We start from the raw sequence: 24,403 nt of genomic DNA, 5'->3' as shown, positions 1-24,403 counted from the left end.
CCGCCCTGCGGTGCGACGATCCCGCGCAGCACCTCCTCCAGCTGCGCGTTATCTCCAGTGTCCTGACTGTGAAAGCGCGCGGAGTTGATATCCTGCCGCCGTAACCAGCGCGTCAAAGAACACCGTCTGTGTGCGGGTATTCCCTTCCCTAAAGCTGTGCACCACATTGAGCTCACCCCACAGCTCCGCCAGCTTGGCTACGAAATCATCAAACCCTAGACCACGCAGAAAATTGTCCTTCGCAAGCCCCGCAAACAGCTTCTCTGCTGCCTTCGTCATTTCCGGTCCCGCCGGGTAGTAGGCATGCCCAGCCTTAATCATGAACTGGTCTGTAGGGGCAGTTCGCTCTTCACCCGCCCATTCATACACATCCTGAAAAAGATGTCGATGTATGGCCTTGAAATGCGCATAATCAAAAGCACCTTCCACAGGTGCCGAGTCCAACTCGGTCATCCGAAGAAATACAAGCTTTTCTTCCAAGATCCGTAGTTCTTCTGCGTCATCTAACCCCAAGCGATTCTTCAGAACCTTGGTCCCTGGAATGAAATAGTTCTCCCAGCCCCCGCTCATGTTTCTCCCCCGCGCTCTACTTCAGCGAAGCACGCCGTACACGAGCGATTGCTTCGTCGGCAGATAGTGTCCCTGCGGCTATCTCGCGGCCTAGCTGGCGCACGTACTCATCAGTCACATCGTGGCCTGCTAAACGTAACGCAGCATCACTCAACGCTAACGGATCACGGCCGCTACTACTGCTGCTTTCAATTTGAATAGGCTCCGACATTGCTGCCCTCCCGAGTTTTCAACTACATTTTCTCTCATTTTAGCAGCTCATAACACTAATCCCAAGGGCGTTTCCCATCACTAGGACAACGTTCAGGGCGTGCATTTTGCTAAACTTCATCAATAAGTTTTAACTATTGTCTAGCCGCCCAATGTAAGGAGATCGCCGCCCAGCAATGCTTTCCATCGACGCCGATTATGGGCATTCCACGCCCCTTGGACACCTTGAAAAGAACTTCGCCCCAGGCCGCATCTATGGCCTCGCTGGGCCCAACGGTTCCGGTAAATCCACGTTGCTGGCCACGCTCGGCGGAGAACTTGCCCCTCTCGATGGATCAGTGGAGTGGGACGGACATCCTATCGGCACGAAGGAACAGCCGGGTGCTGTGATTACGGTGGCCGAGCCGGTTTTCCTCCCCGACCTCACCGTTGGCGAGCACCTGGACTTGGTGGGGAAAGCGGCAGGGGTGGACGTCGCCAAGCTCTGCGAGCTCTGGACGCTTGAGCCGCTCCTTCCGCACCCCGCCTCGCGCCTGTCCTCGGGCCAGCGCCAGCGCGTTTTTCTGGCCGCGCAGCTGTACCAGCCGGCGCGTGCTTTACTTATCGACGAGCCCGAGCGCCACCTCGACGCCGCCTGGACCGAGTTCCTCGCCAGCGAATTGCGCTACCTAGCCGACGAAGAGAATCGCTGCATCGTCGTGGCCTCACATTCCGACACCATCACCCAGGCATGCGACGAGGTGGTGCAGCTGTGATGCGCGCTCTATCTCGACTGGGCGACGGTATCTGGTACCTCATTCTCGCCGGCATCGTCATCGGCTTCGGTTACACAGGATGGCAAGAAGTCGGCGCCGTCGCGCCTGCCATCCCGGCGCGCATCACGCTGACTAGTATCGCTCCGATTGCCGGCATCGTGGGACTGCTCGCTCTCATCGTGTTCGCCGAGACGCTTTATCCCCTACGTGCGTTATCCAGGGAGCGTTGGGTGTACGTTGATCGCCCGCGCGGCCGGCTCCGCGGTACGGACTGGATCACGTGGGCGCAGCTGGTCGGCTTTGGGGTCTTGGGCCTCGGCATCTGCGTGTCCACCGGGCTATCCCCGTGGTTCGCGCTGGTAGTCCCGGCCCTACGTTTCGTCGTGGGGTGGCGCTCGTTCACGCTGGCTTCGCTACTCAGCGCTGGGCGCACGCGCCTGGTCGGCGGTTCTGGCCTAAGCCTTCTCGATTCGGAAGTCACCTCTGATGCCATTGCGAGCCAATCCGCGTGGATTCCTCGTCGCGCCCATGCGCCATCGACGTTAATGAGTCTCTTCTTCCGTCGTTTGGGACGACGGTGGTACATCGGCGTCGGTGCGCTCGCGGCCCTCGGCTTGTCGTTGGGGTTCGCCCCACAGTTCGGGGCGCTGGCCATCGTCGGCTTCATGTCCGCGTGGAGCATCGTCGGTGCGGCGGTTGGGCGCGCCGCCTCCTTCGGCCGCGTCAGCGACGATGCATGGCCCGACTGGGGCCTTCCCCTTATAGCTTCTGTGGGCACGGCACTCCTTGGTGCCGGTATCCTCCTCTTGGTGTGGAATCTTTCCGCCATCGCAGTGGCGCTCATCATCGCCGGTCTTAGCTGGGCGTCGTTTAAGCGTTCCCGCCCGGCACGGGTAGACAGCATGTCCATGCTGGATAGCGGCGGTTTCGGTGTCTCCTTCTCCCCCGAGGTGCTGCACTACATTGCCCGCGGCGCCCTCGGTTTTGGCGTGGCGGCCCTTGCGCTCGGGTATTAGCCGGGGCTAGCCTTTCAGGCATGAAGATTTTTTCCTAATTCGACGTCACTCTTTTTGCGCGACTTACTCGAAGGTGGATTTCTTCATGCCTATTTCTTTTTCTCATCTCACCGTCGTTTGGCCCGACGGCACCCCCTGTTTCACGGACCTCACCGGCTCCTTTTCCTCCCACTTCACGGGCTTGGTCGGGGCGAATGGATCCGGAAAATCAACGCTAGCCAAGGTACTTGCAGGCCTCATTGCTCCGACTTCGGGAACCGTATCCGCGGGCTCAGTCATCTATGTCGACCAAGACCTAGGCCTCCACACGTCTGACACCATCGCCGATGTCTTTGACGCAACAGAGATCCTCAGCGCCATTGACCGCATTGAGGCTGGCGAATACTCAGACGACCTCGCCGCCGCTGTTGGTGAGCAGTGGGATTTGGCAGAGCGCATCGAAGCGACTCTCGACGCCGCAGGTATCCCCTTCCCGCTAGATCGCACTATAGGGACTTTGTCCGGTGGTGAAGCCGTCACGGTGGCACTGACCGCCGCTTTCTTTCGCAAGCCGGATTTCCTGATCCTCGACGAGCCCACCAATAACCTGGACTCCTCATCACGCCAGCGCCTGCTCGAGCTCATTCGCACCGCGCCGATGCCGGTTCTCGTTGTCTCACATGACCGCGAACTCCTCGAGCACGCGGACAGCATCGCTGAGCTCTACCACGGAACGCTGCGCGAGTTCGAGGGAAACTACTCCTCTTACCGCGCAGCGATTGATGCCGAGCAGGATTCCGCGCAGGCCAAGGTCAGGGAAACCAAGGCCAACCACCGCAAACAGATCCGCGAGCGCGCCGCTATGCAGACCCGCATTGCCCGCGATGCCCGCCGCGGCAAGAACTTCTCCAACTCGAAGCGCAAACCCGGCATGGCCATGGGCAATGACAAGAACCGTTCCGAGCGCTCCGCCGCTGGGCGTTCTCAACAGGCCAACGATGCAGTGTCTGCCGCCCAGTCGGCGCACGACAAGGCACAGCGCGCGCTTCGCGACGACACCCATGTCCACATCGACCTCCCCGGCACAGAGCTGCCCGCGGGCACCCGAGTGCTCGTCAGCGATCTGCTCAGCATCACTGGCCCCGAGCGCGTTCGCCTCACCGGGCCCAACGGCAGCGGCAAGACCACCTTCCTCAACCGCATTGTCCGCGGCGACGTCGAATACGCGCTGCCCTGTGGATACATCCGCCAGCGCATCGTCTTGCCTGAAGAGAAATCGGTGTTCGACATCGTGCGGGCAGCCAACCCCAGCGCAGACCCGCAGTTCCTGCGCGACCAGCTGGCCCAGATGCTCTTTATCAACGACAAGATCCACCAGCCGGTGGGACAACTCTCTGGTGGCGAGCGCTTCCGCGTCGAAATCGCCCGCGTCCTGCTCAGCGATCCAGCCCCGCGCTTCCTGCTTCTCGACGAACCAACGAACAACATCGACATCCCCACCACCGACTGGCTAATTGAGGTGCTCACCAGCTACCGCGGAGCATTCATCTTGGTCAGCCACGATGAGCACGTGTGCGAGCGGCTCAACCTGACGCGCGCTGTTCACGTGGCCCCATAAACTGAAACTTCTCTAGCGCCCATCCTCTTTTCGTTGTACAGTTTCTTGTACAAGAAGGGAGATCGCTTATGAAGACCATGTCTTACTCGGAATCGAGAGCACGGTACGCCGAAGTATTGCAGTCGGTTGTTGATGACCGCGAGGAAGTCATCATCACTCGCAATGGTCATGAGTCTGCAGTCATCGTTTCCTTCGATGACTACAACTCTCTTCGCGAAACTGCTTACCTTCTGCGTTCCCCTCGCAATGCCCAGCGCCTACTTGACTCCATTGAGAGCCTCAATACGGGGAAAGCAACGGAACACGAGCTCATTGAGGAAGATTAAGCTCCATGATTCTTTCGTGGACAGAGGAAGCATGGGAGGACTACCTCTGGTGGCAGTCTCACGACAAGAAGTTCCTCAAGAGAATCAATAACCTCATTAAGGACATTGCGCGAAACGGCAACGAAGGAATAGGAAAACCCGAACCTCTCAAATTCGAGTTGTCCGGGTTCTGGTCTCGGCGAATTACCGAAGAGCACCGACTGATCTATCGCATTAAGGGCGCGACAATTGAGATTGCTGGGTGCAGATACCACTACTAGCTAACGAGTACTTGCGCGGCAGCGCGGGCGCCGGCGATGACAGCGGGCACGCCGACTCCATCGGCCCAGGCGCCGGCGGTGGCGATACCGGGGACGTCGGCAAGCGCGGCACGCACGGCGGCAACGGTGGCCAGGTGCTTTTCGTCATAGCGGGGGATGCCGCCGAACCAGCGCTGCGTGTAGATCTCTTCCACGCCACTAGCACGGCCGTCGAAACCGGTGATCTTCTGCAGGTCATCGAGGGCATAGTCCACGAGATCATCCTCCTCCGCGCGCACGAGGGCATCATCCCCGAAGCGGCCGAAGGAGGCGCGCACGAGGAAGCCCTCGCGCTCGTTCAGGTGCGGCCACTTGTTAGAAGAGAGCGTGAAGGCCTTGGCGCGCACGTCGGGCTCGTCGGAGGCGACGAGGATGCCGGTGGCGTCGGGAAGCGCATTGCCCTCCGGATCCGTGGCGGAGGCAAAGTTGAAACCGACGACCACAGAGGAGGCCAGCTGGACGGTGGACAGCTTCTGGGCGGCCTCGGGGGCCACGGCCTTGAGCAGGCGCGCCGTCGTGGGAGCCGGGGTGGCAAAGAGCACGCGGTCGAATGGACCGATATCCCCCGGCGCGCCCTTGACCTCGAAGGCATCGCCCTTGCGCGTCACACCAGAAACAAAGGCGTCCAGGTGAATCTGCGCGCCGGACTTCTCAGCCAGGGCCTCGTAAAGCTCTGCGTAGCCGCCCTTGAAGGTGCCGAAGACGGAACCTTCGGCCGGGCTGCGGCCAGACTCGATCTGCTTGATAGCTGCCGACAGCGTGACGGGTCCTTCCTTGGCCAGTGAGTCCAGCGTGGCCGCCAGGTGCGGAACCGTGGCGCGCAGGCCCAGGTCATCGGCCGAGCAGGAGTAAACGCCACCGAGCAGCGCGGAGACCACGTGGTCTACCACGTCATCGCCATATTGCTGGCGCACGAGCTGACCCACGGAGACATCCCCGCCAATTTCCCACTCGAAGGGCTGCTCGTTGGTGATGCGCTCGTTGGTCGCCTCGGAGAAGAAGTCCTGCGGCTCAGAAGGAATACCCATGACCCCGCCCTGCGGCAGGAAGTGCAGCGCGCCACCGGTATACACGCGCGGGCGCAGCTCCGGATTGGGCTCCACGAAGGAATCCTGCAGGCCCAGCTCCGTGAAGAAGTCCACGGCGTCTTGGCGGCGGCGGATAAAGGCCTCCGCGCCCATGTCCGTGGGGCCGCCGTTGAAGGCCACGGTGTGCAGCTTGCCGCCGATGCGGTCGGCTGCTTCGAAGACAAAGATGTCGTGGGGGCCCTTCGTGTTCTGCTTGAGTTCCCATGCCGCGGTGAGGCCCGCTAGGCCCGCACCGATGATCGCGATCTTCATTTAGCCCTCCTCGTGAATGATGGCGACGGCGCGGGTAATGGCCTCCGCCTCCGTGGTCGGCAGCACGCCGTGGCCAAGGTTCCAGATGTGTCCACGCAGGTTCCCTGCCGCGCGGGCGGCATCTACTTCTGCCTTGATGGCGTGTACTTCCTTGCGCACCGCATCCTCGCCGGCGAACAGCAGAGCCGGGTCGAGGTTGCCCTGGAGAATGTCCGCGTTGACGCGGGCCGCGGCGGCATCCATGCTCACGCGGTAGTCCACGCCCATGACCTCAGAACCAGCCTCCGACATCGCGCCGAGCAGCTCGCCGGTCCCCACACCAAAGTGGATGCGCGGCACGCGGCCTTCTGCAACCTTGAGGATCTGTTCCGAATAAGGCAGCACGAACTCGCGGTAATCGCGCTCGTTGAGGTAGCCCGCCCAGGAATCGAAGAGCTGCATGGCGTCAATGCCGGCATCCAGCTGGAGCTGAAGGAAGGAGATGATCGTCGGGGTGAGGCGTTGCATGAGGCGGTGCCAGGTATCCGGATCGGAATGCATCAGAGCCTTAGTGCGCTCGTGATTCTTCGAGGGGCCGCCCTCAATGAGGTAGCTGGCCAAGGTGAAGGGCGCGCCGACGAAGCCGATGAGGGCCTGCTTGTCGGTGAGCTCGCTCAGGATGATCTCAATGCCCTGGCGTACCTCTGGCACATCAACGTCGAGGATAGGCAGGTTGGCCACGTCCTCCTTGGTGCGCACGGGTGCATCCATGACGGGGCCGCGGCCGGGGACGATCTCCACGCCGACGCCCGCTGCCTTGAGCGGGACAACGATATCGCTGAACAGGATGGCGCCATCAACATCGTGGCGACGCACCGGCTGCAGGGTGATCTCCGCCAGGAGCTCCGGCATGAAACAGGAATCCAGCATGCTGATTCCCTCGCGTACCTTGCGGTACTCCGGCAAAGAGCGCCCCGCCTGGCGCATGAACCAGACGGGCGGGCGGGAAGGCGTGTGGCCAGTAGCGGCAGCAATCAGCGGCGCATCAGACAGTCGAGACATACCGTCCATTATGAATCAAAAGTTGGAGTAGGCGCCAATCAGGAGTTTTGGGCTCGGCGGGCCTTAATGAAAGCCGTCGAATCCGGGTGAAAGAGGAAGTAGATGGCCACCATGAGCGCCATCGGGATAAGCAACAAGAGCAGCCCGCCCACGCCCGCGATCAGCGCCGCAATGCTGACGAACATGATGTAAGCAGACACCGCGGTAATGATGCGACGCGCCCATATCGAGCCACTCGCCAGCTGCGCGGAGCACGCCGCAATGACGACGGCACCCACCACGTTGGAGATGGCCGTGAAACGTGTGTTGAAGCGGATATAGTCCACCTGCTCTGGGCTGAGCTGGGTGTTCGTCACCGATGTATAGGAGCCGAAGAGGCCCACCATCCCGGCGGTGAGCATGACGATTGCGGCGATGACACAGACCCAGTAGGCAATGCGCAGCTGGGAAGGCCAAGTGGAAAAGTCCTGCTCGCCCTGCTTCTTAGGGCGGCGTGGGCGACGGTTATAGTCCGCGGGGCCGGGGCGCTCGCTCATCGCTTGCCGTCCTTGCTGTCCTCTTTCTCCCTGTCCTTGCTTTTCTTCTCGCGCTCCTCCAGGTTTTCCTGGCGGCGCTGCTCCTCCATCTCCTTGCGCATCTGGCGCAGCTGCTCCATTTCGCCGGTGTATTCAAGTACCTCTTCCTTGGTGGAGAACATCAAGCCCATCACGGCCGCCACGCCGACGAGGATCTGCACGGCACCATCAAGCAGGAAGAGCCAATCCGGCGCGCTCGCCCCGGCGGGGCTGCTGATGAAGACGATGAGCACGCGGAGGCCAAAGTAGAGGGAGAAGGCAAACCACAGGCGCCGGCCAGTACCGGCTGCCTTGGAGTTCTTGTGTATAAAGCCCAGCATGATGCCCAACAGCACCACGATGGCGAGTGAAATCAGCGAGCTGAAGGCCACCGAGCCATAGCCCACGAGCTGTACGAGGGCATCGCTGACGTCCTGCCCGGACTTCTCCGCTGCGGACTCCGCCGTAGTGCGGGCCTGGGCAAAGAGCTCTTCCCTATTCAGCAGGGTCAGCACGATACTCAAGACCAGGTGCACCACCTCGAGCACCAAGGCAACGGTCCACACCTTGAGCATGAGGGAGACGGCTTCGGTGCGCTTGGTCTGCTCCTTATCCGGCTCCGTATCCTGCTTCGCCGGCCTGTGGGCCGACGGCGTAGTGTTCGGGCTGAACGTCACGATTCTCCTTTTACTTGAGCAAGCGGGCGGCGTCCGTGGCGAAGTAGGTCAGGATCTGATCCGCGCCCGCACGCTTGAACGCGGTCAAGGACTCCAGCATAACGGCCTCGCCATCGATCCACCCGTTCTGGGAAGCGGCCTGAATCATCGCGTACTCGCCGGAGACCTGGTAGACAGCTACCGGCACGGAGGAGCGCTCGACAGCACCGGCCAGCACATCGATGTACGGCAGGCCAGGCTTAACCATGACGATGTCCGCGCCTTCCTCGATGTCCAGGTCTACCTCCAGCATGGACTCACGGAAATTGCGCGGGTCCTGCTGGTAGGTACGGCGGTCGCCCTCCAGGGAGGAACCCACGGCATCGCGGAAGGGGCCGAAGAAGGCCGAGGCGTACTTGGCCGAGTAGGCCATGATCGCAACATCCTCGTGGCCGGCTTCATCGAGGGCCTCACGGATGGCGGCAATCTGTCCATCCATCATGCCGGACGGGCTGACCATGTGTGCACCAGCGCGGGCCTGGGAGCGGGCCATATCCTGGTAAAGCTCCACGGTTTCATCGTTGAGCACGCGGCCTTGGTCATCGACCACGCCGCAGTGGCCGTGGGAGGTGAACTCATCGAGGCAGGTATCCGCCATGACAATGAGGTCATCGCCGAATTCCTGGCGCAGCTCCGCAATCGCCACGTTGAGGATGCCCTGTGGGTCCCAGGCCACGGAGCCGGTCGCGTCCTTGTCTTCCTCACGCGGCACGCCGAAGAGGTCAACGCAGGTCACGCCCGCATCGAGAGCCTCGTGCGCGGCACGCTTGAGGGAATCCAGGCTGTGCTGCTGCACGCCCGGCATGGAGGGGATGTCACGGGGTTCATTCAGACCGTCGACCACGAACATCGGGAGGATAAGGTCGGAGGGGCGCAGCGACGTTTCCGCAACCAAATCCCGAAAAGCCGGGTTCTGACGTAGGCGGCGGGGGCGGCGAGCAATGCTCATGAGTAAAAACTCTCCTTTGAGCTACGAGAAAATTGAACTACCTTCCCGACTCTAGTCGCCCCTTACATGCCCGCCCAGAAGCGGTCTACGCCGTCTTCTTGCGCGAGCGGCGCTTCTTGCGCGGAGCTGGCAGGTTGCCGGCAGCACGCAGGGCTGCGACGTGGTCAGCGAGGGCGTCGACAAGCATCGGCACATCCGCGACCTCCGGGACCACGTCCACGCGCAGGCCCACCTCCTCAGCCGCCGCCTTGGTGGAGGGGCCAATGCAGGCGATGATGGTGCGGGCATGCGGCTTGCCGGCAATGCCGACGAGGTTGCGCACCGTCGACGGCGAGGTAAAGGCAACGGCGTCGAAGCCGCCGGTCTTGATCATGTCACGGATCTCCGCCGCCGGCGGGGCCGCACGCACCGTGCGGTAGGCCACGACATCATCGACTTCCCAGCCCAAGTCCAGCAGGCCAGTCACCAGCGCCTCGCCGGCGATATCGGCGCGCGGCAGCAGTACACGCCCCACGGCGTCGATATCCTCAACGTAGTTGGGGAAGACCTCCACGAGGCCCTCGGCGTTCTGCTTCGTCGCCGGCGGCAAAAGCTCCGGGACCATGCCTTTGGCGCGAATAGCATCGGCGGTCTTCTGCCCCACCGCAGCGAGGTGCACGCCGGCGAAGTCGCGGGCATCGAGGCCGAGTTCCGCGATCTTCTTCCACACCGCGCTCACCGCATTGACGGAGGTGAACACGACCCACTTATAGCGACCTTCGACAATGCCCTTGATGGCGCGATCCATCTGCGCCGGGTTGCGCGGCGGCTCCACGGAGATGGTGGGCACCGACTGCGGGATGGCGCCGTGGCCAGCCAGTCGGGCGCTCATCGCTGCGGCCTGCTCCTTCGTGCGCGGCACCAGCACGCGCCAACCATAGAGCGAACGGTTCTCCCACCAGGAATACTTCGAGCGATCATCAAAGCTGCGCCCCAGCGTGACCACGAGCTCGCCCGGCAGCTCAGCGTCAAGCTTGCCGAGTGTTCCCAGCGTGGTCTCGTGCGTGCGCTGCAGGCGCGTGGTGCCGTGGACGGTGACGTATGCTTCCGTCTCCGCGGGCATCCCGCGCTCCACCAGCTCGGCGGAAATAACCGGCAGGTCATCTGCCGTAGCTTGCAAAACCAGCGGCTGCGTCGCGGTGGCCAGCGCATCCCAGTCCGCGCCTTCCGTGATGTCGGCCTCGGTATAGGTCGCACCGAGAGCAATGCCTGCGAAGGAGGGAACCGTCGAAGGCAGAGACATACCCGGGACTACCTGGAATTCCATGCCCGCATTGGCCACGGCGGTGATCTCCGCCTTGATGGACTCACGGTTGAGCGGGTTACCGGTAACCAGACGGATCACGTCGTGTCCCTCGGCGCGCTCGAGCGCGTTACGCAGTTGCTTGACGACGTCCCCCTCGACCTCCTCAAAGACCGCCGCCGTCGGCGGTGCCGGGCGCGGCGGCTTACGGCGCGCGCCCGCTTCCTTGGCGGCGGCGCAGATGCGCTCGTACTCTTCCTCGGCGGCGTCGAGAAGCTCCTGCGGAACCGGCACCTGCTGCGCCACCATGTCACGCACGCCCTGCGAGACCCCCGGGTCGGTAACGACGTTGGCGGTCGTCTCCAGAACCTCGCGGGCGCGAACGGTCAGCAGGTCGGGATTACCTGGTCCGGCACCGACGAAGACGACTTTGCCCAGATCAGACTTACCCAGCTCAGGCTGGGTATCCGGAACGGCATTGCTCATAAGGTTCTTTTCTAGTTTGTGGATTCCGAGTGCCCCGGTGCCACCGCTGTGGCAGGCGCGGGAGTGGAGACAAGAAAGCCCCTCACTCGCGAGTTAAGGGGGCCTAAATCATTGCTCTCAATGATCGTGTGCTAGATACACACTAAAGGAAAAGGCCCCAAAGCAAAAATTACGTGCGGTTATTCCGCTGCCAGCACGTCCGCAGCGCCCTGAGCGAAGAGCTCCTTGGAGATTGCACGTCCCAATTCTTCTGCCTCGCTTGCCGAGCCCTGGGCCTGAGCGATGAGCTGACGGGAGCCGTCGAGGGCGAAGACACCGCCGCGAACGACCAGCTGCTCGCCTTCCCAGTGGGAAGTGGCAGCGACCGGCGCGGTGCAACCGGCCTCCAGCTGGGAGAGCACGGTGCGCTCGGCGCGGGTGGCGGCGGTGGCGGGGGCGTCGGCAAGCAGAGCAATGGCCTTCGCTGCCTCAGTTCCCTTGACAGCCTCGATGGCCAACGCGCCCTGCGCGGGTGCGGGCATGAAGACCTCCGGATCGAAAACCTCGGTGGCGCGATCAGCATAGCCCGCGCGCACGAGGCCAGCGTAGGCCAGGAGGACGGCGTCGAGCTCGCCGCTGGTGACCTTGCCCATGCGGGTATCGATATTGCCGCGCAGCGGACGAATATCCAGGTCCGGGCGCATAGCGCGCAGCTGACTGATGCGCCGCGGCGCGGAGGTACCCACACGTGCGCCCTCCGGCAGTTCCTTGAGGGTCAGACCATCACGGGCGATGAGCGCCTCACGGACGTCTTGGCGCTGCGGCACCACGAGGTCGAAACGCTCGTCGGCAGCCGTGGGCAGGTCCTTGAAGGAGTGCACTGCGATCTCACACTCGCCGCGGTCAACGGCCTCACGCAGGGCCTGCGTAAACACACCCACGCCGATGCGCTCCACAGGAGCCATGTTGACGTCACCCTGCGTGGTAACGATGTGCAACTCGGCCTCATAGCCTTCCTGCTGCAACCACTCCTGCACGTGGCCCGACTGAGTAGTGGCCAGGAGGGATCCTCGGGTACCGATCTTCAACATCTATGCGTCCTTTTCTTCCTTAGTACGTTCCGCGGCTTCCATCTGCGCGGCATCCGGCAGATCTGCCATGTCTACTGCTACGCCGCTGCCCTCCAGGTGGAGTCCAAAGAGTTCCTGCAACGCGGTCTCATGGCTTACGGTGCCAGAGTTAGCTGCGAGCTGCTTCGCACGAACCGTGGGCTCGTGGAGCAGCTTATCCGCAACGCGCTTGAGCGCGCGATTGATATCTCCCATCTGGCGCTCGTCCAACTCGGGGTGCTTCTGCTCCATCCGCGCCACCTCGCACTGGACCAGGTTTGCCGCCTGCTTGCGCAGTGCCGATACGGCTGGGACGACGTCGCGGACGCGCTGCTCGGAAGCATAGGCTTCCAGTTCTTCACTGACGATGCGCCGCGCCTGCGCGTGTGGGCTGCTACCCGCTGCCAGATCAGTATCGGCCGCCTGCAGCGAGTTATTGAGACGTTCGATATTGACCAGGTCGACTCCCTCAGCTTCTGCCACGGCGTCATCAATATCGCGTGGCAGAGACAGGTCCACGAGCATGAGTTCGCGGTCGGCCACGTGATAGCGCTCGACGTCGGCCGCCGTAATAGTGAAGTCCTGGGCTCCGGTGGCAGAGATCGCCACGTCCACATCGCGCAGGGCTTGGGCGCGTTCCGAGTATTCAATAACGTCTGCGTACACGCCCGCCTCATGGGCGTGCTGCGCCACGCGCTCAGCGCGGGCAATGGTGCGGTTCGCAATAATCAGGTGCGCACCCAGGCGCCCCGCGTGCGTTGCCGCCAGCGAGGCCATTGCACCTGCACCCAAGATGAGAACGCGCTTGCCCGCGAGATCTTCCCTGCCCATGCGGCTCAGCGCCTGATCAAAAGCAAAGGAGACCATGGAGGAGCCCGCCTCATCGATCTCAGTTTCGGAATGCACCCGCTTGCCGGTACGCAGCGCGGACTGTGCCAGCGCGTGGATGCGCGGGCCGACGGTTCCTTGCTCCGAAGCAAACTGGTAGGCGGTGCGCACCTGGCCGATGATTTGCTGCTCACCCACCACCATCGAGTCCAAGCCGGAGGCCACCATCATGAGGTGCTCGGCGGCGGCGTCGGCATAGCGCACATAAAGATAGGAGCGCAGCTTCTCCTCTTCCACCCCGGAGACTTCAGCGAGGTTGCGCACGACATCCTGGACGCCCGTGTGGAAAGAGCTCGTGACGGTATAAACCTCGAGGCGGTTACAGGTGGAGATAATCATCGCCTCGGTCAACGAGCCTGCCGATACCATGGCCCGGCAGGTGTCATTCTGCACGGTCTCGTCCATGCTCAGCTTTTCCAGCAGCGCCACCGGCGCCGACTGATGCGACATGCCCACGACGAGCACACTCATGCACTACCCTCCAGTTTTGCATCATCCCTTTGGATGACATAGATCATCCAAAAGACTACTAGTTTTCAGCTCGTTTCCGAAACTCGCGGGAGTCCCCGAGGAAAGCTACTCCACCAACGCCTGCGCTAGCTCCTCATTGTCCACTTCCCAGCAGGAGAACTCCTCGCCATCAATCACCACAACGGGGACGCGATCACCATATTCCATGGCCAGCTCCGCATCCTCATCGACGTTGCGCACTTTAAGCTCTGCCCCAGCCTGCCGGACCACCGGGGTAATCTGCTCCAGAACGCGCGCGCAGGAGCCGCACGTGGTACGCACCATCAGCTCGACGACGTGAGACATTAAGAACTCCTCGATAGGACGTAGAACGGTTCGCGGTTTACTATGGACACGTTAGTCTTCCCGCCTTATGAAAGCTGAACGCGTGCCTCTCCCGCCCCCTCCTGGTATGCCCGATTCTCCCCGTGAGTTCCTTGCCAATTGGACCGCAAGCAGGGGAAACTTGCGTAATTTCCTGGAGCAGCAGGCCTTCGCCCCGCTGGGTGAAGAGCACCAGAGGGCGGCCGGTGAGGCGTCGGCAGCCGCGGCGGTAGAGCACCTCTTCGGCATCGACCTGGATGCTTTTTCTTCTGGTGTGGACTCCGTTCGGGGCTCCTTCGAATCCGCCGGCGCGCGCTCCATCACTGAGCCCGACCCAGACATCCCCCAGGACACCGGCGCTGCCGCCTTCTTCGACGTGGATAACACCTTGGTCCAAGGGTCCTCGCTCGTGTCTTTTGCCTTGGGCCTCGCGCGGCGTCGCTACTTCAAGCTCTCAGAGATCCTGCCCATCGCCTGGAAGCAGCTAAAATTCCGGATTTCCGGTTCGGAGAACGCCGCCGACGTGGCCGCAGGGCGCGTGCAAGCGCTCGAGTTTGTCAAGGGCCGCTCAGTGGAGGAAATGGTGGCTTTGTGCGAGAGCATCGTGGACCAATCCATGGCCCGCAAGGCCTACCCGGGCACGAAGCAGCTGGCGCAAATGCACCTCGACGCTGGCCAGCAGGTATGGCTGGTCACGGCCACCCCCGTGCAGCTGGCGCAGATTCTGGCGCAGCGTTTCGGTTTCACGGGCGCGCTCGGCACCGTGGCGGAGGTCAAAGATGGCCGCTTCACCGGCCGCCTCGTGGGCGATATCCTCCACGGGCCGGGTAAGAAGCACGCCGTGGCGGCGCTCGCCACACTGGAGAACCTCGATCTTGAGCGCTGTACCGCCTACTCCGACAGCGCCAACGATGTCCCGATGCTTTCCATGGTGGGAACCCCCGTGGCCATTAATCCGGATTCCAAGCTGCGCGATATTGCAGAGGAAAAAGGCTGGCTCATCCGCGACTACCGCTCCGTGCGCAAGGCCGTGCGCGCTTATGGCCTCCCCGCGCTAGCCACCGCGCTCTTCTCCTATGGCAGCTGGCGCTTCGTGCGCCGCTAACTGCTGCCCTGTGCCTTGGTGCGCAGCATGTCCATGCACATGACCGCACCAATCAGCCCGGCATGCTGTTGTGGGTCGAGCCCCGGCGCAATGCTGAGGCGGTACGTATTCTTCCCAGCGAGGAACCGGCCCACGCCCGCCCACTCATTGCGAACTTCCGCTAGAGGCTGGCCTTGGCTAGTAATCGTGATATTCCAATCCCAGACATCGCCTTCAATCTCAATCTCCGGGAAGCCCTCCATTTCCAAGCTCAGGCGCGTCTTCAGGAGGGAGAATTTTTTAGTTACGACCGCCATGGGCTTCTCGACGCCCGGCAGGTACACCTCATAGGTATCCCGCACGAAGTTCGGCGGATCCTTAATCACCATGAGCGGCTGCTGCGGATTACCTTGCTCATCGGTAAAAGCAACCTCGAGGCTGCGGGAGGAGTTGAAGAACATGTCCTTCAGGCTCGTCGACTGCAGAATCGTCCCGACGGGCACGCCTTGTTCATCGGCGATCAGGAATTCATCCTGCATGAAGGACTTGGTCTGTGAGATAACCAGGCTGTCAAGGGTGAGGAGTCTAGGCAACATAGTTCGCCATTTTACGTACGTGATGGGCTCCTGTGGGGCCAGAAGGATGACACTCCCCCGCCTAGTTTATAGAGGCAAATATACACCCCATAACACCCACTCAACTATTAGCATAGACGCAGGTCAGAATAGATGTCAGAAGCGTGTTTTATAGTTCTGTTAGAACATAGAATCGAGATAGAAGCTTAGAGGACATCGTGAATACTGCTACCCAAACCGCCTACTTTTCCCATATGAACCCTGACTGCGCCCTCGCTGTGGAGCGCAGCGCCGCCCGCCGCGCAGACTACCGCTCGTGGGTAGCTGCCATGCCAGACCTCGATGAGGATTTTGATGTCGCGTGCCAGAGGCTCGTCGCCAAGCTTGGCGTCGGCGACTATACCGTGAGCGAATGCTGCCTGGCCGTGCACCGACTCACGGAGCTCCCGCAGGTCAAGGCGTTACAGGACAGCCAGTTCCTGCTGGATATGAAGGCCCTCATCACTATTGACCGCACCCTGACAAAGCTGGGCGCGTTGCCGCCAGAAACGCTCGCGCTTATCGACGATGCCCTGATCACCTTCTTCACCCCCACCTCCCCGAATCAGGTCTTTCCCACCCCGGCGCAGATTGGGCGCAAACTGCGCGATATTTGCAAGAGTATTGACAAGACTTTTAGCTTTCGCAATTCCCCGCAGAAAGATACGTATACCTTCACCGATACTGGCCAGCGCGGCATCCTTGAGCTCAATACCGATAGCGCCACGGGCATGATTCTGGATAGCTACATCAAACAAGCGGCAAAGGAGAACGGACTCTCACAGGCTGATGCCCTGAAAAAGCTCATCGCCGGTAGTATCTCGCCGCCGGCGACTGTCATTCTGCACACCTACCAAGCCAGCGATATCGACAACGCCCCCACCTTCGTCCAAGGCCATGGGTGGACGTCACAGGACATGCCTGTCACGCGCACGCGCGACCTCTCCTCGCAGCCACCGGAATCGCGCAGCTACATCGCCTCGGAGCTCATCCGCACATACGTGGAAGGCCGGGATGGCACCTGCCGCGCTCCGGGGTGCAACCGGCCGGCCTACCTGTGCCAGATGGACCACCGCGTCAACTACGCCGACGGCGGCGCCACGCACCCACGCAACCTGGCCAGTTTGTGCCAGCACCACCACAATATGAAGACTGATGGGCGCGCGCACTACATCATGGACCCGCACACCGGGGACATCGTGTGGCTCTACGAAGACGGGACCTGGGCTATGACGGAGCCGACTGGCCCGCTGGCACAGAAAACGAAGCGTTGGGCACAAACGGTGGCTCAAAAGATTTCGGCCACCCGCGAGCGCGCCCAGCAAGAAGCTAAGGAAGCACAGGCCGCTGCCGAGGAACTCCGTACCCCGACCTCCCCGCAGGAGGACATTCCGTTCTAAGCGGCTCCCGTCGTCTGAAACGACGGCGCAGTCATCCGAAACGGCGGGAAGGAGAAAAGATAACAGAAACTCCCCGCCACGATCCTGAAAGGACCATGCGGGGAGTTACAGGCGAAGCTTTACTTGCCCAGCTTGCGACGCTGAACGCGGGTGCGACGCAGCATCTTGCGGTGCTTCTTCTTGGACATGCGCTTGCGGCGCTTCTTGATGACAGAACCCATAGTAGGTTTCCTCACTTTCGGTATCAGTACGTACGTAAACCGGCCGGCAACGCCTGGAATGAAACCACACACGGTGCACTCGTGGCGGCCCCTGCGAAACAGGGAGACACAGGCATACCAGTGCCGAAACGAATGTTCACTATCTTACCTAGCGGCCTGCCCAGCACCAAAACTAAGGGCAGCGCCCACCGCCGCGGACCGCGAGTGGTCCGCAGTGGTGGGCGCTGCCAGAAAGAGGTGAACGCTAGGCTCCGTATACGGAGGCCTCAAGGTATTCCTTGACGGCAGATTCGTGGACGCGGAAGGAGCGTCCCACGCGCACGGCCGGCATGTCACCTGCATGAACCAACCTGTACACCGTCATCTTGGAGACACGCATGATCTCCGCAACTTCGGCGATGGTCAGGAAAGTTCCCTTATCTTCATTCGTCATAGTTTATTTAACCCTTCAGCACGTGACGCGCTGTAGGCTTCCCCTCCCACAGGACTATCACGCACGCGCTCCTGCCAGCTTAGCGTGAAACGTGTGACTAATGCGACCCAAGAGCTAATTTTTTCCTCTTTCGCACCGCTGTTCCCCATCAAGCCCGTGTGACAACATATGCCACAGGGCTACCAGAACGGCGGGAAATTTTAAGCAAGTTCCTGCGCACGCTGGGTGCATGCTTCGGCGGCACGGAAGAACGCGCCCCGCAGGCCAGACTCCTCGAGTTCACGAAGGGCGGCAGCAGTGGTTCCCCCCGGGGAGGTTACCCCTGCGCGCAAAGCCACCGGATCCTTGCCGGATTCAGCCAGCATGGTGCCCGCGCCTTGGGCGGTGCGGGTGGCTAGCTTTTCGGCGACGTCACGGGTGAGGCCGAGCTGCACACCGGCGTCGATCAGCGCTTCGGTGACAAGGAAGTAATACGCGGGAGCAGAGCCTGCCAGTGCGGTGGCGGCGTCGATGTGCTTCTCCTCAATGACAGCAACCTCGCCGACGGCTTCCAGAAGCTTGACCACGCCAGCCTGTTGCTCTTCGGTGACGTGGGAACCACCCGCGCAGGTGCACATGCCCTTGCCCACCAACATGGGGGTGTTCGGCATGACGCGGACGACTGGCACGCCCTCGCCGGCGGCCTTCTCCAACGTCTCGAGGGTCAGGCCGGCAGCCATGGACACAACCACGGCCGTCTTGGGGATGTCGAGGCCTTCAAGGAGCTCCTCGATGGCATAGGGCTTCACGCACGCGAAGATGTATTCCGCGCCGTCGATAGCCGCAGCATTATCGCTCGTGACCGACACGCCATAGGCGCTCTTTAGCTCCTCGCTGCGCTCGGAACGACGGTTGGTCACCACGATGTCCGCGGCGTCATAGCCCGCATTCACCAGCCCGGAAACTAGGGCTTCGCCGATTTGTCCTCCACCAAGTACTGCAATTTTTGTCATGCTATCCAGGGTGCCAGAAAGGCTAGGATGCGGCCACCAGGTCAAGGCTGTGCACGCAGGCTGACCCCGCGCATGCAAAAGGCATCTGCCAGAAGGCGTTTTCAGGGCAAAGATACCTTTTAACAGATGCCTTGTGACAGATGCCTTATGAGAAGGTGTCCTATGGAGCTGGTTCTTACATCACCACGAGGAGCGGGCCGAAGGTCAGCACCAAGCCGGCCACGGCTGCGAGGAACATGGAAAGACCATCGCGGCTGGTACGCAGTGCGTGGACGATGCCAACGATGACACCGGTGACAACCACACCAAGCACCAGGACAACGAGGCGGTCGAAGCGATCCCAGAGGATCTCGAAGCCCTTGAACACGATGGCGCCGAGCACGATGCCCACGAGGGCGAGCAGGACGACGGCGAAGGGGTTGAGCTTGCCTTCGTCTTCCTCGTCGTAGTCCTCGTCATACTCGTCAACGTCCTCATCGACTGCCTCGAGCTCACCCGTGGTGAAGGTGTCCTCGGCGGCGTCCTGCGGCTTCTCATCGACCGGTGCGGCGGTCTTTACCTCAGGCTTCTCTGGCTCGTCCTTGACCTTTTGGATGACGCGGGTGTCATCATCAGAAGGCTGGGAAGGCTTGGACTCGGACTCCGCGGGCTTCTCCACAGGAACGGCAGCGGCCTGGGGCTTGTCCACCTTCTGGGCTGCTTCCTGCTTGGGGGCTTCCTTCTTCGGAGTCTCTTCCTTGGACTCCTTCTTGGTCTCCTTCTTCGGAGCAGGAATCACCGGGGCCGTCTCATCGATGGAGACGTTCGAGTGCTTTGCCTCAGCCGGGGTTGCCTTCACCTTTTCGAGATTGCCGGTCAGCTCCGCAACTGAGATGCCGCCTTCATCGAGGCTCCGGCGACGGCGGCGCGGGGTCTTCTCCTCGCCGGGTCGGTCCTTCGCGTTACGGGCCAGCAGCTCCGCAACTGTCAACTGTTTCTTGTCAGCCACGTTTCTTTCCTATTCCAGTCCCTTATCGGTACGGCGCAAAATAACACCTTCTCGGAGAGCCCAGGGGCAGATCTCCAGCTTTTCGATTCCCAGGGCACGCATGCTCGCCTCCGCCACTAAAGCACCGGCGACGATCTGATGCGATCGGGTAGAACTTACACCCTCAAGGTCCGCCCTGTCAGCTGCAGTCATACGGGAGATGAAGGAAATCAGCTGACGCAAACCCGGCGCCGTAAGGGTGCGTTTGACGTAGGGACCCGCAGACGAGGGCGCAGCACCGGTCAAACGGGCCAGCGTGCGGAATGTTTTCGAGGTTCCCACGGCCAATCCCGCAGGGCCCAGGGCGCGCATCTTATCGGCCACGCCGACCAGTTCCGCGTCAATGTAATCCCGCAGCAAATTTACCTTGGACTTCTGCGGAGGATCGGTATCAAACCAATTATGAGTCAGGCGGCCAGCTCCCAAGTCGAGGGAGAAAGCCATTTCCGGATGCTCATCGGTACCGGTGGACAGCTCCAGCGAACCGCCACCGATATCGAGGTTGGTGATGCGGCCAGCGGACCAGCCATACCACCGGCGGGCGGCGAGGAAGGTCAAACGCGCTTCCTCCTCGCCCGACAAGATTTCTAGGCGGACGCCGGTTTGCTTCTCAACTTCATCGAGAACCTTGGCCGAGTTCGTGGCCGAGCGCACGGCGGAGGTAGCAAAAGCGATGAATTCATCACAACCCAGCTTCTGGCCCAGCTCAGCGGCCTCACCCACGGCGGAGATGAGCTTCTTCATGCCCTTCTCGTGGATGTTGCCGTCCTTGTCTAGCTGTTCCACCAGACGCAGCGGGGTCTTCCAATCGCTCATCGGCGAAGGCCGCCCACCGGTTGCGGCGTCGACCGCAACGAGGTGGACGGTATTACTTCCGACGTCTAATACACCTAATCGCACGCCTCTAGAGTAGTAGGTCTACCGTGGGTAGGTGTGAATCGCCCGAAATCGAATGAAGTTTACCTGGGTTTTCCCGCCTCCTCCCCGGCGGCGGCGTCCATCTTGGCCGGCCGCGAAAAGGCCCCCGACTTCCCCAGAGAGTGGTTTGAATTTACGGATCCAAACGATCCACTCCACATCTTTTCCATCGACCTGACCTGGCTCGAATCGCACTATGCCTGCCAGTTTGGGACGGAGAGGTGCCACGGCATCGATAAGCAGCAGCCCGATGTCGGCTGCTGCGTGCACGGCGCCTACATGGCTGATGAGACGGATCGGGAGCAGCTTCGCGACGCCGTCGCGCGCATGCCCGCCCGCTTCTGGCAGCACCGCCCTGCGGGGGTAGATGAGTTCCTGGAGCACGGAGAACCTGAGGAGTTGGAGCCCTGGCTGGAGTGGGATGAGCTCGACGGCGATGATGGCGAGCCGGAACCGGCCCTGAAGACGCCGCTTGTCGACGGCGCCTGCATCTTTGCCAACCGCGCCGGCTGGCCCACGGGCGCGGGCTGCGCTATCCACCAATGGGCGCTCGAGGCGGGTGAGGAACTCACCGTGGTCAAGCCCGAGGTGTGCTGGCAGCTGCCGATTCGCCGGCACGAGGACTATGAGGAGCGCCCCGACGGGGAGGAAATCCTGCGCACCACTATCGGCGAATATGACCGCCGCGGGTGGGGTAACGGCGGAGAGGACTTTGATTGGTATTGCTCGGCAGATCCCTCCTGCCACATCGCGGAAGAACCGCTGTGGAAGTCGCAGAAAACCGAGCTGATCGCGCTACTCGGAGAGGAGTGCTACGACATCCTGGCCACACACTGCGAGGCCCGGGCACGGTCCGGAGTCGAGTTCCCGCGGCACCCGGCTGACCCCCGCGTTTAAGCCTCGAACTTATAGCCCAGGCCGCGCACCGTCACGAGCTGCTGTGGGCGGGAAGGTTCGGCCTCAATCTTGGAGCGGAGGCGCTTGACGTGAACATCGAGGGTCTTGGTATCGCCCACATAATCCGCTCCCCAGATGCGGTCAATGAGTTGGCCGCGAGTCAGTACACGTCCGGCGTTGCGCAGTAGGTATTCGAGGAGGTCAAACTCCTTGAGCGGCATGGATACCGGCTCGCCGGCCACGAGAACGGTGTGGCGCTCCACATCCATGCGCACGCGGCCGCCTTCCAGGATTTGCTCGTCGGGCTCCTCCTCAGCGTGCTCGGAGGAGACATCTTGGCCACGGCGCAGCACAGCGCGGATGCGGGCGATGAGCTCGCGGGAGGAATAAGGCTTAGTCACATAGTCATCCGCGCCGAGCTCCAGGCCCACAACCTTGTCAATCTCCGAGTCGCGCGCGGTCACCATAATCACCGGCACAGAAGACGTCGTGCGCAATTGCTTGCAGACGTCCGTTCCAGACATTCCCGGCAGCATGAGGTCCAGCAGGACGATGTCTACGTTATGTGCCGCAAACTGTTCGAGCGCGCTGGGCCCGTCAGGGGCAAGGAGAACGTCGAATCCCTCCTTTCGGAGGAGGAAGGCGAGGGGATCGGCCAGCGACTCTTCATCTTCAACGATGAGGATGGTGGTCATTGCGCTTTATCCTTTCGACGAGCTGCTACACGCGCCACAGCGCGCTGCAAACCAGGGGCGGCAGAGCTGACGGCTCCGTCTTCTATATTATCCCGGTTAATAAGATTATCCGCTGGCTTCTCTTCGGCGTATATAGGGAGCTCGATAGTAAACGTCGAGCCAGTTCCGGGGCGTGACCACAGCTTGATATTGCCGCCGTGATTAGCCACGACGTGCTTCACAATGGCCAAGCCAAGGCCAGTCCCGCCGGTCTGCCTGGAGCGTGCCTTATCCACGCGGAAGAAGCGCTCAAATACCCGCTTCTGGTCTTCCGGAGCAATGCCGATGCCGCGGTCCGTGACTCGGATGTGCACGACCTTCCCGCCGACGACCTTCTGCGTCACCGATACCGGAAGCTCATCCGGCGAATAGTGGATGGCGTTGGAGATCAAGTTTGAGATCGCCGTAACCAGGAGGGATTTATCTCCCATGACGTGAACACCTGCGGATTCGCCGCGGGTGAGCTGGTTGTGGTGGGAATCGGCGGCGAGCTGGTTGCGGGTGATGGCCTCATCGATGACGTCATCGAGGTCAAGCGGCTCCATTTCTGGCAGCGCCTCCGCACCTTGCAGCTTGGACAGGGAAATGAGCTCGCTGACCATCTCGGCCATGCGAGCGGCTTCCTTTTGCACCCTGCTGCCGAAGTACTCGACATGCTCGGGATCCCCCGTGTCTTCGAGGAGGGCCTCGGCTAACAGGGCGATGCCGCCGACTGGGGTCTTCAGTTCGTGCGACACGTTAGCCACGAAGTCACGGCGGGCAGATTCCATGCGCACCGATTCGGACTCGTCGGTGCCGTAGACGATGACGAAGCGATCGTCGTTCAGCGTCAGCGGCTGAACCACCGCGCGTACCTGAATCACGCGGTTACCCGTGCGCCGCTTGGGAATGGCAAGGTCCAGCGTTCGAGTCTCCTTATCGTCGAAGACCTCCTCCGCGACCTTCCAAATATCGGGGTTCACGGCACGGTCGTGCACCATCGACATTTGATGGGACGCAGGGTTGGAAAAGATGACCTCTTTGTCGCGCGAGAGCACCGTCATACCGGCCGGCGAGCCCGCCACGGCGAGATGCAGGACCTGGCTCACACTGGTGACCTGGTTGGCGTCCGCATCGCGGACGCGGCGGCGCTCCATGCGTTCACGGAACCGAGCCAGCACCGGAATGGCCAGACCACAGGCCACCACGCCGGCAAGAAAAGCTAAAACCAGTTCCACAATCATTCACGCCCCTACAAAGAATCCCCAAGGAGTATATGCTCCCTGGGGATTGTGCGCAGCACGCAGCTTGCTCGGTGTTTAGTTCTTTCCACCCTGAGCGGCCACGGCGGCAGCACCGGCAGCAGCAGCTTCCGGATCGAGGTAGGTGCCGCCCGGGTTCACCACGGAGCCGTCCTCGGTGATCTCGTAGACCAGCGGGATACCAGTTGGAATATTAAGGCCGGCAATCTCCTCATCGGAGATCTGATCCAGGTGCTTGACCAGCGCGCGCAGGGAGTTGCCGTGTGCGGCGATGAGAACGGTCTCACCCTTCTTGGCGCGCGGGAGGATCTCCTCCTCGAAATAAGGAACGAAGCGCTCGACGACATCCTTCAGGCACTCGGTACGCGGAACCTGATCCAGGTTGGCGTAGCGCGGGTCACCGGCCTGGGAGTACTCGGCGCCATCCTCCAGCTCCGGCGGCGGGGTGCCGTAAGAACGGCGCCATGCCATGAACTGCTCCTCACCGTACTTATCCTTGGTCTCTGCCTTGTTGAGGCCCTGCAGGGCGCCGTAGTGGCGCTCGTTGAGGCGCCAGTCGCGCACGACCGGGATCCAGTGGCGGTCCGCAGCGTTGAGCGCAATATTGGCGGTGCGGATGGCACGGCGCAGCAGGGAGGTGTAGACGATATTCGGCAAGATGCCCTGTTCCTTGAGCAGCTCGCCGCCACGCTTGGCCTCGCCCTCACCCTTGGCGGTGAGGTTGACATCAACCCAACCGGTGAACTGGTTGGACTCGTTCCATTCGGACTGTCCGTGTCGAAGTAGAATCAGCTTTCCGTTACTCATAAACACCAGCATGCCACGTTTTTCGGCGGCTCGCCTGTGAACCCGAGCACATCACCCCTAAGTGTGGGTTTATGCCCATTTATG

Annotated in this window: 27 protein-coding genes; 8 read left to right on the top strand and 19 right to left on the bottom strand. The window is 61.6% G+C overall.

Going from position 1 to position 24,403, the window contains the following annotated elements; all coding sequences use genetic code 11:
* Positions 1-48: 48 nt before the first annotated feature.
* A complete protein-coding gene (locus HMPREF2943_RS05575; RefSeq protein WP_210388760.1) occupies positions 49-570 on the bottom strand; it encodes a Fic/DOC family protein in 522 nt (173 codons plus the stop codon).
* Between the two features lie 386 nt (positions 571-956).
* Here HMPREF2943_RS05575 and HMPREF2943_RS05570 point away from each other — a divergent pair, with 386 nt between their 5' ends.
* From HMPREF2943_RS05570 to HMPREF2943_RS05550, 5 genes are all read left to right on the top strand, one after another.
* A complete protein-coding gene (locus tag HMPREF2943_RS05570) occupies positions 957-1,535 on the top strand; it encodes an ABC transporter ATP-binding protein (RefSeq protein WP_070711027.1) in 579 nt (192 codons plus the stop codon).
* Complete coding sequence (locus HMPREF2943_RS05565; RefSeq protein WP_070711026.1) at positions 1,535-2,551, top strand: ABC transporter permease; 1,017 nt, start codon at positions 1,535-1,537, stop codon at positions 2,549-2,551. The genes HMPREF2943_RS05570 and HMPREF2943_RS05565 overlap by 1 nt, the downstream gene beginning before the upstream one ends.
* An 85-nt stretch (positions 2,552-2,636) precedes the next feature.
* Positions 2,637-4,148 (top strand): ABC-F family ATP-binding cassette domain-containing protein, encoded by a 1,512-nt coding sequence (locus tag HMPREF2943_RS05560; RefSeq protein WP_070711025.1) that lies wholly within the window; start codon positions 2,637-2,639, stop codon positions 4,146-4,148.
* A gap of 68 nt (positions 4,149-4,216) precedes the next feature.
* Positions 4,217-4,474 carry a type II toxin-antitoxin system Phd/YefM family antitoxin gene (locus HMPREF2943_RS05555; RefSeq protein WP_070645790.1) on the top strand — a complete coding sequence of 86 codons (258 nt, stop codon included), beginning with the start codon at positions 4,217-4,219 and terminating at the stop codon, positions 4,472-4,474.
* 5 nt (positions 4,475-4,479) lie between these two features.
* Positions 4,480-4,734, top strand: a complete 255-nt coding sequence (locus tag HMPREF2943_RS05550) for a Txe/YoeB family addiction module toxin (protein WP_070645789.1) — start codon at positions 4,480-4,482, stop codon at positions 4,732-4,734.
* Here HMPREF2943_RS05550 and HMPREF2943_RS05545 read toward each other — a convergent pair.
* The 9 genes from HMPREF2943_RS05545 to HMPREF2943_RS05505 all read right to left on the bottom strand — a co-directional run bounded on the left by HMPREF2943_RS05545 (position 4,731) and on the right by HMPREF2943_RS05505 (position 13,933).
* Positions 4,731-6,113: a protoporphyrinogen oxidase gene (locus HMPREF2943_RS05545; RefSeq protein ID WP_070711024.1), complete on the bottom strand. Its 1,383-nt coding sequence runs from the start codon at positions 6,111-6,113 to the stop codon at positions 4,731-4,733. The genes HMPREF2943_RS05550 and HMPREF2943_RS05545 overlap by 4 nt on opposite strands.
* Entirely contained in the window at positions 6,114-7,154 is a 1,041-nt protein-coding gene (gene hemE, locus HMPREF2943_RS05540) for a uroporphyrinogen decarboxylase (RefSeq protein WP_070645787.1), read from the bottom strand.
* A gap of 38 nt (positions 7,155-7,192) precedes the next feature.
* Positions 7,193-7,690 carry a tellurium resistance protein TerC gene (locus HMPREF2943_RS05535; protein ID WP_070711023.1) on the bottom strand — a complete coding sequence of 166 codons (498 nt, stop codon included), beginning with the start codon at positions 7,688-7,690 and terminating at the stop codon, positions 7,193-7,195.
* Complete coding sequence (locus HMPREF2943_RS05530) at positions 7,687-8,385, bottom strand: MFS transporter (protein WP_070645785.1); 699 nt, start codon at positions 8,383-8,385, stop codon at positions 7,687-7,689. The genes HMPREF2943_RS05535 and HMPREF2943_RS05530 overlap by 4 nt, the downstream gene beginning before the upstream one ends.
* Before the next feature lie 10 nt (positions 8,386-8,395).
* On the bottom strand, positions 8,396-9,373 hold the full coding sequence (gene hemB / locus HMPREF2943_RS05525) for a porphobilinogen synthase (RefSeq protein WP_070645783.1): 978 nt from the start codon (positions 9,371-9,373) through the stop codon (positions 8,396-8,398).
* Between the two features lie 85 nt (positions 9,374-9,458).
* Complete coding sequence (locus HMPREF2943_RS05520) at positions 9,459-11,141, bottom strand: bifunctional uroporphyrinogen-III C-methyltransferase/uroporphyrinogen-III synthase (protein ID WP_070447915.1); 1,683 nt, start codon at positions 11,139-11,141, stop codon at positions 9,459-9,461.
* Between the two features lie 179 nt (positions 11,142-11,320).
* Positions 11,321-12,211 carry a hydroxymethylbilane synthase gene (hemC, locus tag HMPREF2943_RS05515; protein ID WP_070447912.1) on the bottom strand — a complete coding sequence of 297 codons (891 nt, stop codon included), beginning with the start codon at positions 12,209-12,211 and terminating at the stop codon, positions 11,321-11,323.
* Positions 12,212-13,588 (bottom strand): glutamyl-tRNA reductase, encoded by a 1,377-nt coding sequence (locus HMPREF2943_RS05510; RefSeq protein ID WP_070711022.1) that lies wholly within the window; start codon positions 13,586-13,588, stop codon positions 12,212-12,214. It abuts the gene before it with no gap.
* Between the two features lie 105 nt (positions 13,589-13,693).
* Positions 13,694-13,933 carry a glutaredoxin family protein gene (locus HMPREF2943_RS05505; RefSeq protein ID WP_070447908.1) on the bottom strand — a complete coding sequence of 80 codons (240 nt, stop codon included), beginning with the start codon at positions 13,931-13,933 and terminating at the stop codon, positions 13,694-13,696.
* A gap of 106 nt (positions 13,934-14,039) precedes the next feature.
* Here HMPREF2943_RS05505 and HMPREF2943_RS05500 point away from each other — a divergent pair, with 106 nt between their 5' ends.
* Positions 14,040-15,056: an HAD-IB family hydrolase gene (locus tag HMPREF2943_RS05500; protein WP_070711021.1), complete on the top strand. Its 1,017-nt coding sequence runs from the start codon at positions 14,040-14,042 to the stop codon at positions 15,054-15,056.
* Here the strand turns inward: HMPREF2943_RS05500 and HMPREF2943_RS05495 are convergent.
* Positions 15,053-15,631, bottom strand: coding sequence for an LURP-one-related/scramblase family protein (locus HMPREF2943_RS05495; protein ID WP_070711020.1), 579 nt, complete (start codon positions 15,629-15,631; stop codon positions 15,053-15,055). The genes HMPREF2943_RS05500 and HMPREF2943_RS05495 overlap by 4 nt on opposite strands.
* A gap of 197 nt (positions 15,632-15,828) precedes the next feature.
* Here HMPREF2943_RS05495 and HMPREF2943_RS05490 point away from each other — a divergent pair, with 197 nt between their 5' ends.
* On the top strand, positions 15,829-17,049 hold the full coding sequence (locus HMPREF2943_RS05490) for an HNH endonuclease signature motif containing protein (protein WP_083313810.1): 1,221 nt from the start codon (positions 15,829-15,831) through the stop codon (positions 17,047-17,049).
* Between the two features lie 119 nt (positions 17,050-17,168).
* On the opposite strand, the gene HMPREF2943_RS12180 is transcribed toward HMPREF2943_RS05490, so the two are convergent.
* The 5 genes from HMPREF2943_RS12180 to HMPREF2943_RS05470 all read right to left on the bottom strand — a co-directional run bounded on the left by HMPREF2943_RS12180 (position 17,169) and on the right by HMPREF2943_RS05470 (position 20,622).
* Positions 17,169-17,270 carry a 30S ribosomal protein bS22 gene (locus tag HMPREF2943_RS12180; protein WP_003855542.1) on the bottom strand — a complete coding sequence of 34 codons (102 nt, stop codon included), beginning with the start codon at positions 17,268-17,270 and terminating at the stop codon, positions 17,169-17,171.
* Between the two features lie 244 nt (positions 17,271-17,514).
* A complete protein-coding gene (locus HMPREF2943_RS05485; RefSeq protein ID WP_010189818.1) occupies positions 17,515-17,703 on the bottom strand; it encodes a helix-turn-helix domain-containing protein in 189 nt (62 codons plus the stop codon).
* 200 nt (positions 17,704-17,903) lie between these two features.
* Positions 17,904-18,695, bottom strand: coding sequence for a pyrroline-5-carboxylate reductase (gene proC, locus HMPREF2943_RS05480; protein WP_070443935.1), 792 nt, complete (start codon positions 18,693-18,695; stop codon positions 17,904-17,906).
* Positions 18,696-18,870: 175 nt separating this feature from the next.
* Complete coding sequence (locus tag HMPREF2943_RS05475; RefSeq protein WP_070443938.1) at positions 18,871-19,683, bottom strand: hypothetical protein; 813 nt, start codon at positions 19,681-19,683, stop codon at positions 18,871-18,873.
* Between the two features lie 9 nt (positions 19,684-19,692).
* The gene (locus tag HMPREF2943_RS05470; protein ID WP_012714802.1) at positions 19,693-20,622 is read right to left on the bottom strand and encodes a Ppx/GppA family phosphatase; all 930 of its coding nucleotides are present in this window, start codon (positions 20,620-20,622) and stop codon (positions 19,693-19,695) included.
* A gap of 33 nt (positions 20,623-20,655) precedes the next feature.
* On the opposite strand from HMPREF2943_RS05470, the gene HMPREF2943_RS05465 reads away from it, so the two are divergent.
* Positions 20,656-21,537 (top strand): DUF3109 family protein, encoded by an 882-nt coding sequence (locus tag HMPREF2943_RS05465; RefSeq protein WP_070645773.1) that lies wholly within the window; start codon positions 20,656-20,658, stop codon positions 21,535-21,537.
* On the opposite strand, the gene HMPREF2943_RS05460 is transcribed toward HMPREF2943_RS05465, so the two are convergent.
* The 3 genes from HMPREF2943_RS05460 to HMPREF2943_RS05450 all read right to left on the bottom strand — a co-directional run bounded on the left by HMPREF2943_RS05460 (position 21,534) and on the right by HMPREF2943_RS05450 (position 24,319).
* Positions 21,534-22,232, bottom strand: coding sequence for a response regulator transcription factor (locus tag HMPREF2943_RS05460; RefSeq protein WP_070443947.1), 699 nt, complete (start codon positions 22,230-22,232; stop codon positions 21,534-21,536). The two genes, HMPREF2943_RS05465 and HMPREF2943_RS05460, sit on opposite strands and share 4 nt — an antisense overlap.
* Positions 22,229-23,494: a sensor histidine kinase gene (locus HMPREF2943_RS05455; RefSeq protein WP_070443950.1), complete on the bottom strand. Its 1,266-nt coding sequence runs from the start codon at positions 23,492-23,494 to the stop codon at positions 22,229-22,231. Before HMPREF2943_RS05455 ends, HMPREF2943_RS05460 begins: the two co-directional genes overlap by 4 nt.
* 75 nt (positions 23,495-23,569) lie before the next feature.
* Positions 23,570-24,319 carry a phosphoglyceromutase gene (locus HMPREF2943_RS05450; RefSeq protein WP_070645831.1) on the bottom strand — a complete coding sequence of 250 codons (750 nt, stop codon included), beginning with the start codon at positions 24,317-24,319 and terminating at the stop codon, positions 23,570-23,572.
* Positions 24,320-24,403: the final 84 nt, after the last annotated feature.

Source organism: Corynebacterium sp. HMSC072D12, assembly GCF_001813925.1.
In the GTDB taxonomy this organism is placed as follows: domain Bacteria; phylum Actinomycetota; class Actinomycetes; order Mycobacteriales; family Mycobacteriaceae; genus Corynebacterium; species Corynebacterium aurimucosum.
Note: the sequence above shows the minus strand (reverse complement) of the source record. Positions and strands in the feature narration are given on the sequence as shown.

What these genes read in the sequence shown, in the direction of transcription:
- HMPREF2943_RS05575 (WP_210388760.1), bottom strand. Translation starts at nt 570, where the DNA reads ATGAGCGGGGGCTGGGAGAACTATTTCATTCCAGGGACCAAGGTTCTG.
- HMPREF2943_RS05570 (WP_070711027.1), top strand. Translation starts at nt 957, where the DNA reads ATGCTTTCCATCGACGCCGATTATGGGCATTCCACGCCCCTTGGACAC.
- HMPREF2943_RS05565 (WP_070711026.1), top strand. Translation starts at nt 1,535, where the DNA reads ATGCGCGCTCTATCTCGACTGGGCGACGGTATCTGGTACCTCATTCTC.
- HMPREF2943_RS05560 (WP_070711025.1), top strand. Translation starts at nt 2,637, where the DNA reads ATGCCTATTTCTTTTTCTCATCTCACCGTCGTTTGGCCCGACGGCACC.
- HMPREF2943_RS05555 (WP_070645790.1), top strand. Translation starts at nt 4,217, where the DNA reads ATGAAGACCATGTCTTACTCGGAATCGAGAGCACGGTACGCCGAAGTA.
- HMPREF2943_RS05550 (WP_070645789.1), top strand. Translation starts at nt 4,480, where the DNA reads ATGATTCTTTCGTGGACAGAGGAAGCATGGGAGGACTACCTCTGGTGG.
- HMPREF2943_RS05545 (WP_070711024.1), bottom strand. Translation starts at nt 6,113, where the DNA reads ATGAAGATCGCGATCATCGGTGCGGGCCTAGCGGGCCTCACCGCGGCA.
- hemE (WP_070645787.1), bottom strand. Translation starts at nt 7,154, where the DNA reads ATGTCTCGACTGTCTGATGCGCCGCTGATTGCTGCCGCTACTGGCCAC.
- HMPREF2943_RS05535 (WP_070711023.1), bottom strand. Translation starts at nt 7,690, where the DNA reads ATGAGCGAGCGCCCCGGCCCCGCGGACTATAACCGTCGCCCACGCCGC.
- hemB (WP_070645783.1), bottom strand. Translation starts at nt 9,373, where the DNA reads ATGAGCATTGCTCGCCGCCCCCGCCGCCTACGTCAGAACCCGGCTTTT.
- HMPREF2943_RS05520 (WP_070447915.1), bottom strand. Translation starts at nt 11,141, where the DNA reads ATGAGCAATGCCGTTCCGGATACCCAGCCTGAGCTGGGTAAGTCTGAT.
- hemC (WP_070447912.1), bottom strand. Translation starts at nt 12,211, where the DNA reads ATGTTGAAGATCGGTACCCGAGGATCCCTCCTGGCCACTACTCAGTCG.
- HMPREF2943_RS05510 (WP_070711022.1), bottom strand. Translation starts at nt 13,588, where the DNA reads ATGAGTGTGCTCGTCGTGGGCATGTCGCATCAGTCGGCGCCGGTGGCG.
- HMPREF2943_RS05505 (WP_070447908.1), bottom strand. Translation starts at nt 13,933, where the DNA reads ATGTCTCACGTCGTCGAGCTGATGGTGCGTACCACGTGCGGCTCCTGC.
- HMPREF2943_RS05500 (WP_070711021.1), top strand. Translation starts at nt 14,040, where the DNA reads ATGCCCGATTCTCCCCGTGAGTTCCTTGCCAATTGGACCGCAAGCAGG.
- HMPREF2943_RS05495 (WP_070711020.1), bottom strand. Translation starts at nt 15,631, where the DNA reads ATGTTGCCTAGACTCCTCACCCTTGACAGCCTGGTTATCTCACAGACC.
- HMPREF2943_RS12180 (WP_003855542.1), bottom strand. Translation starts at nt 17,270, where the DNA reads ATGGGTTCTGTCATCAAGAAGCGCCGCAAGCGCATGTCCAAGAAGAAG.
- HMPREF2943_RS05485 (WP_010189818.1), bottom strand. Translation starts at nt 17,703, where the DNA reads ATGACGAATGAAGATAAGGGAACTTTCCTGACCATCGCCGAAGTTGCG.
- proC (WP_070443935.1), bottom strand. Translation starts at nt 18,695, where the DNA reads ATGACAAAAATTGCAGTACTTGGTGGAGGACAAATCGGCGAAGCCCTA.
- HMPREF2943_RS05460 (WP_070443947.1), bottom strand. Translation starts at nt 22,232, where the DNA reads ATGACCACCATCCTCATCGTTGAAGATGAAGAGTCGCTGGCCGATCCC.
- HMPREF2943_RS05455 (WP_070443950.1), bottom strand. Translation starts at nt 23,494, where the DNA reads ATGATTGTGGAACTGGTTTTAGCTTTTCTTGCCGGCGTGGTGGCCTGT.
- HMPREF2943_RS05450 (WP_070645831.1), bottom strand. Translation starts at nt 24,319, where the DNA reads ATGAGTAACGGAAAGCTGATTCTACTTCGACACGGACAGTCCGAATGG.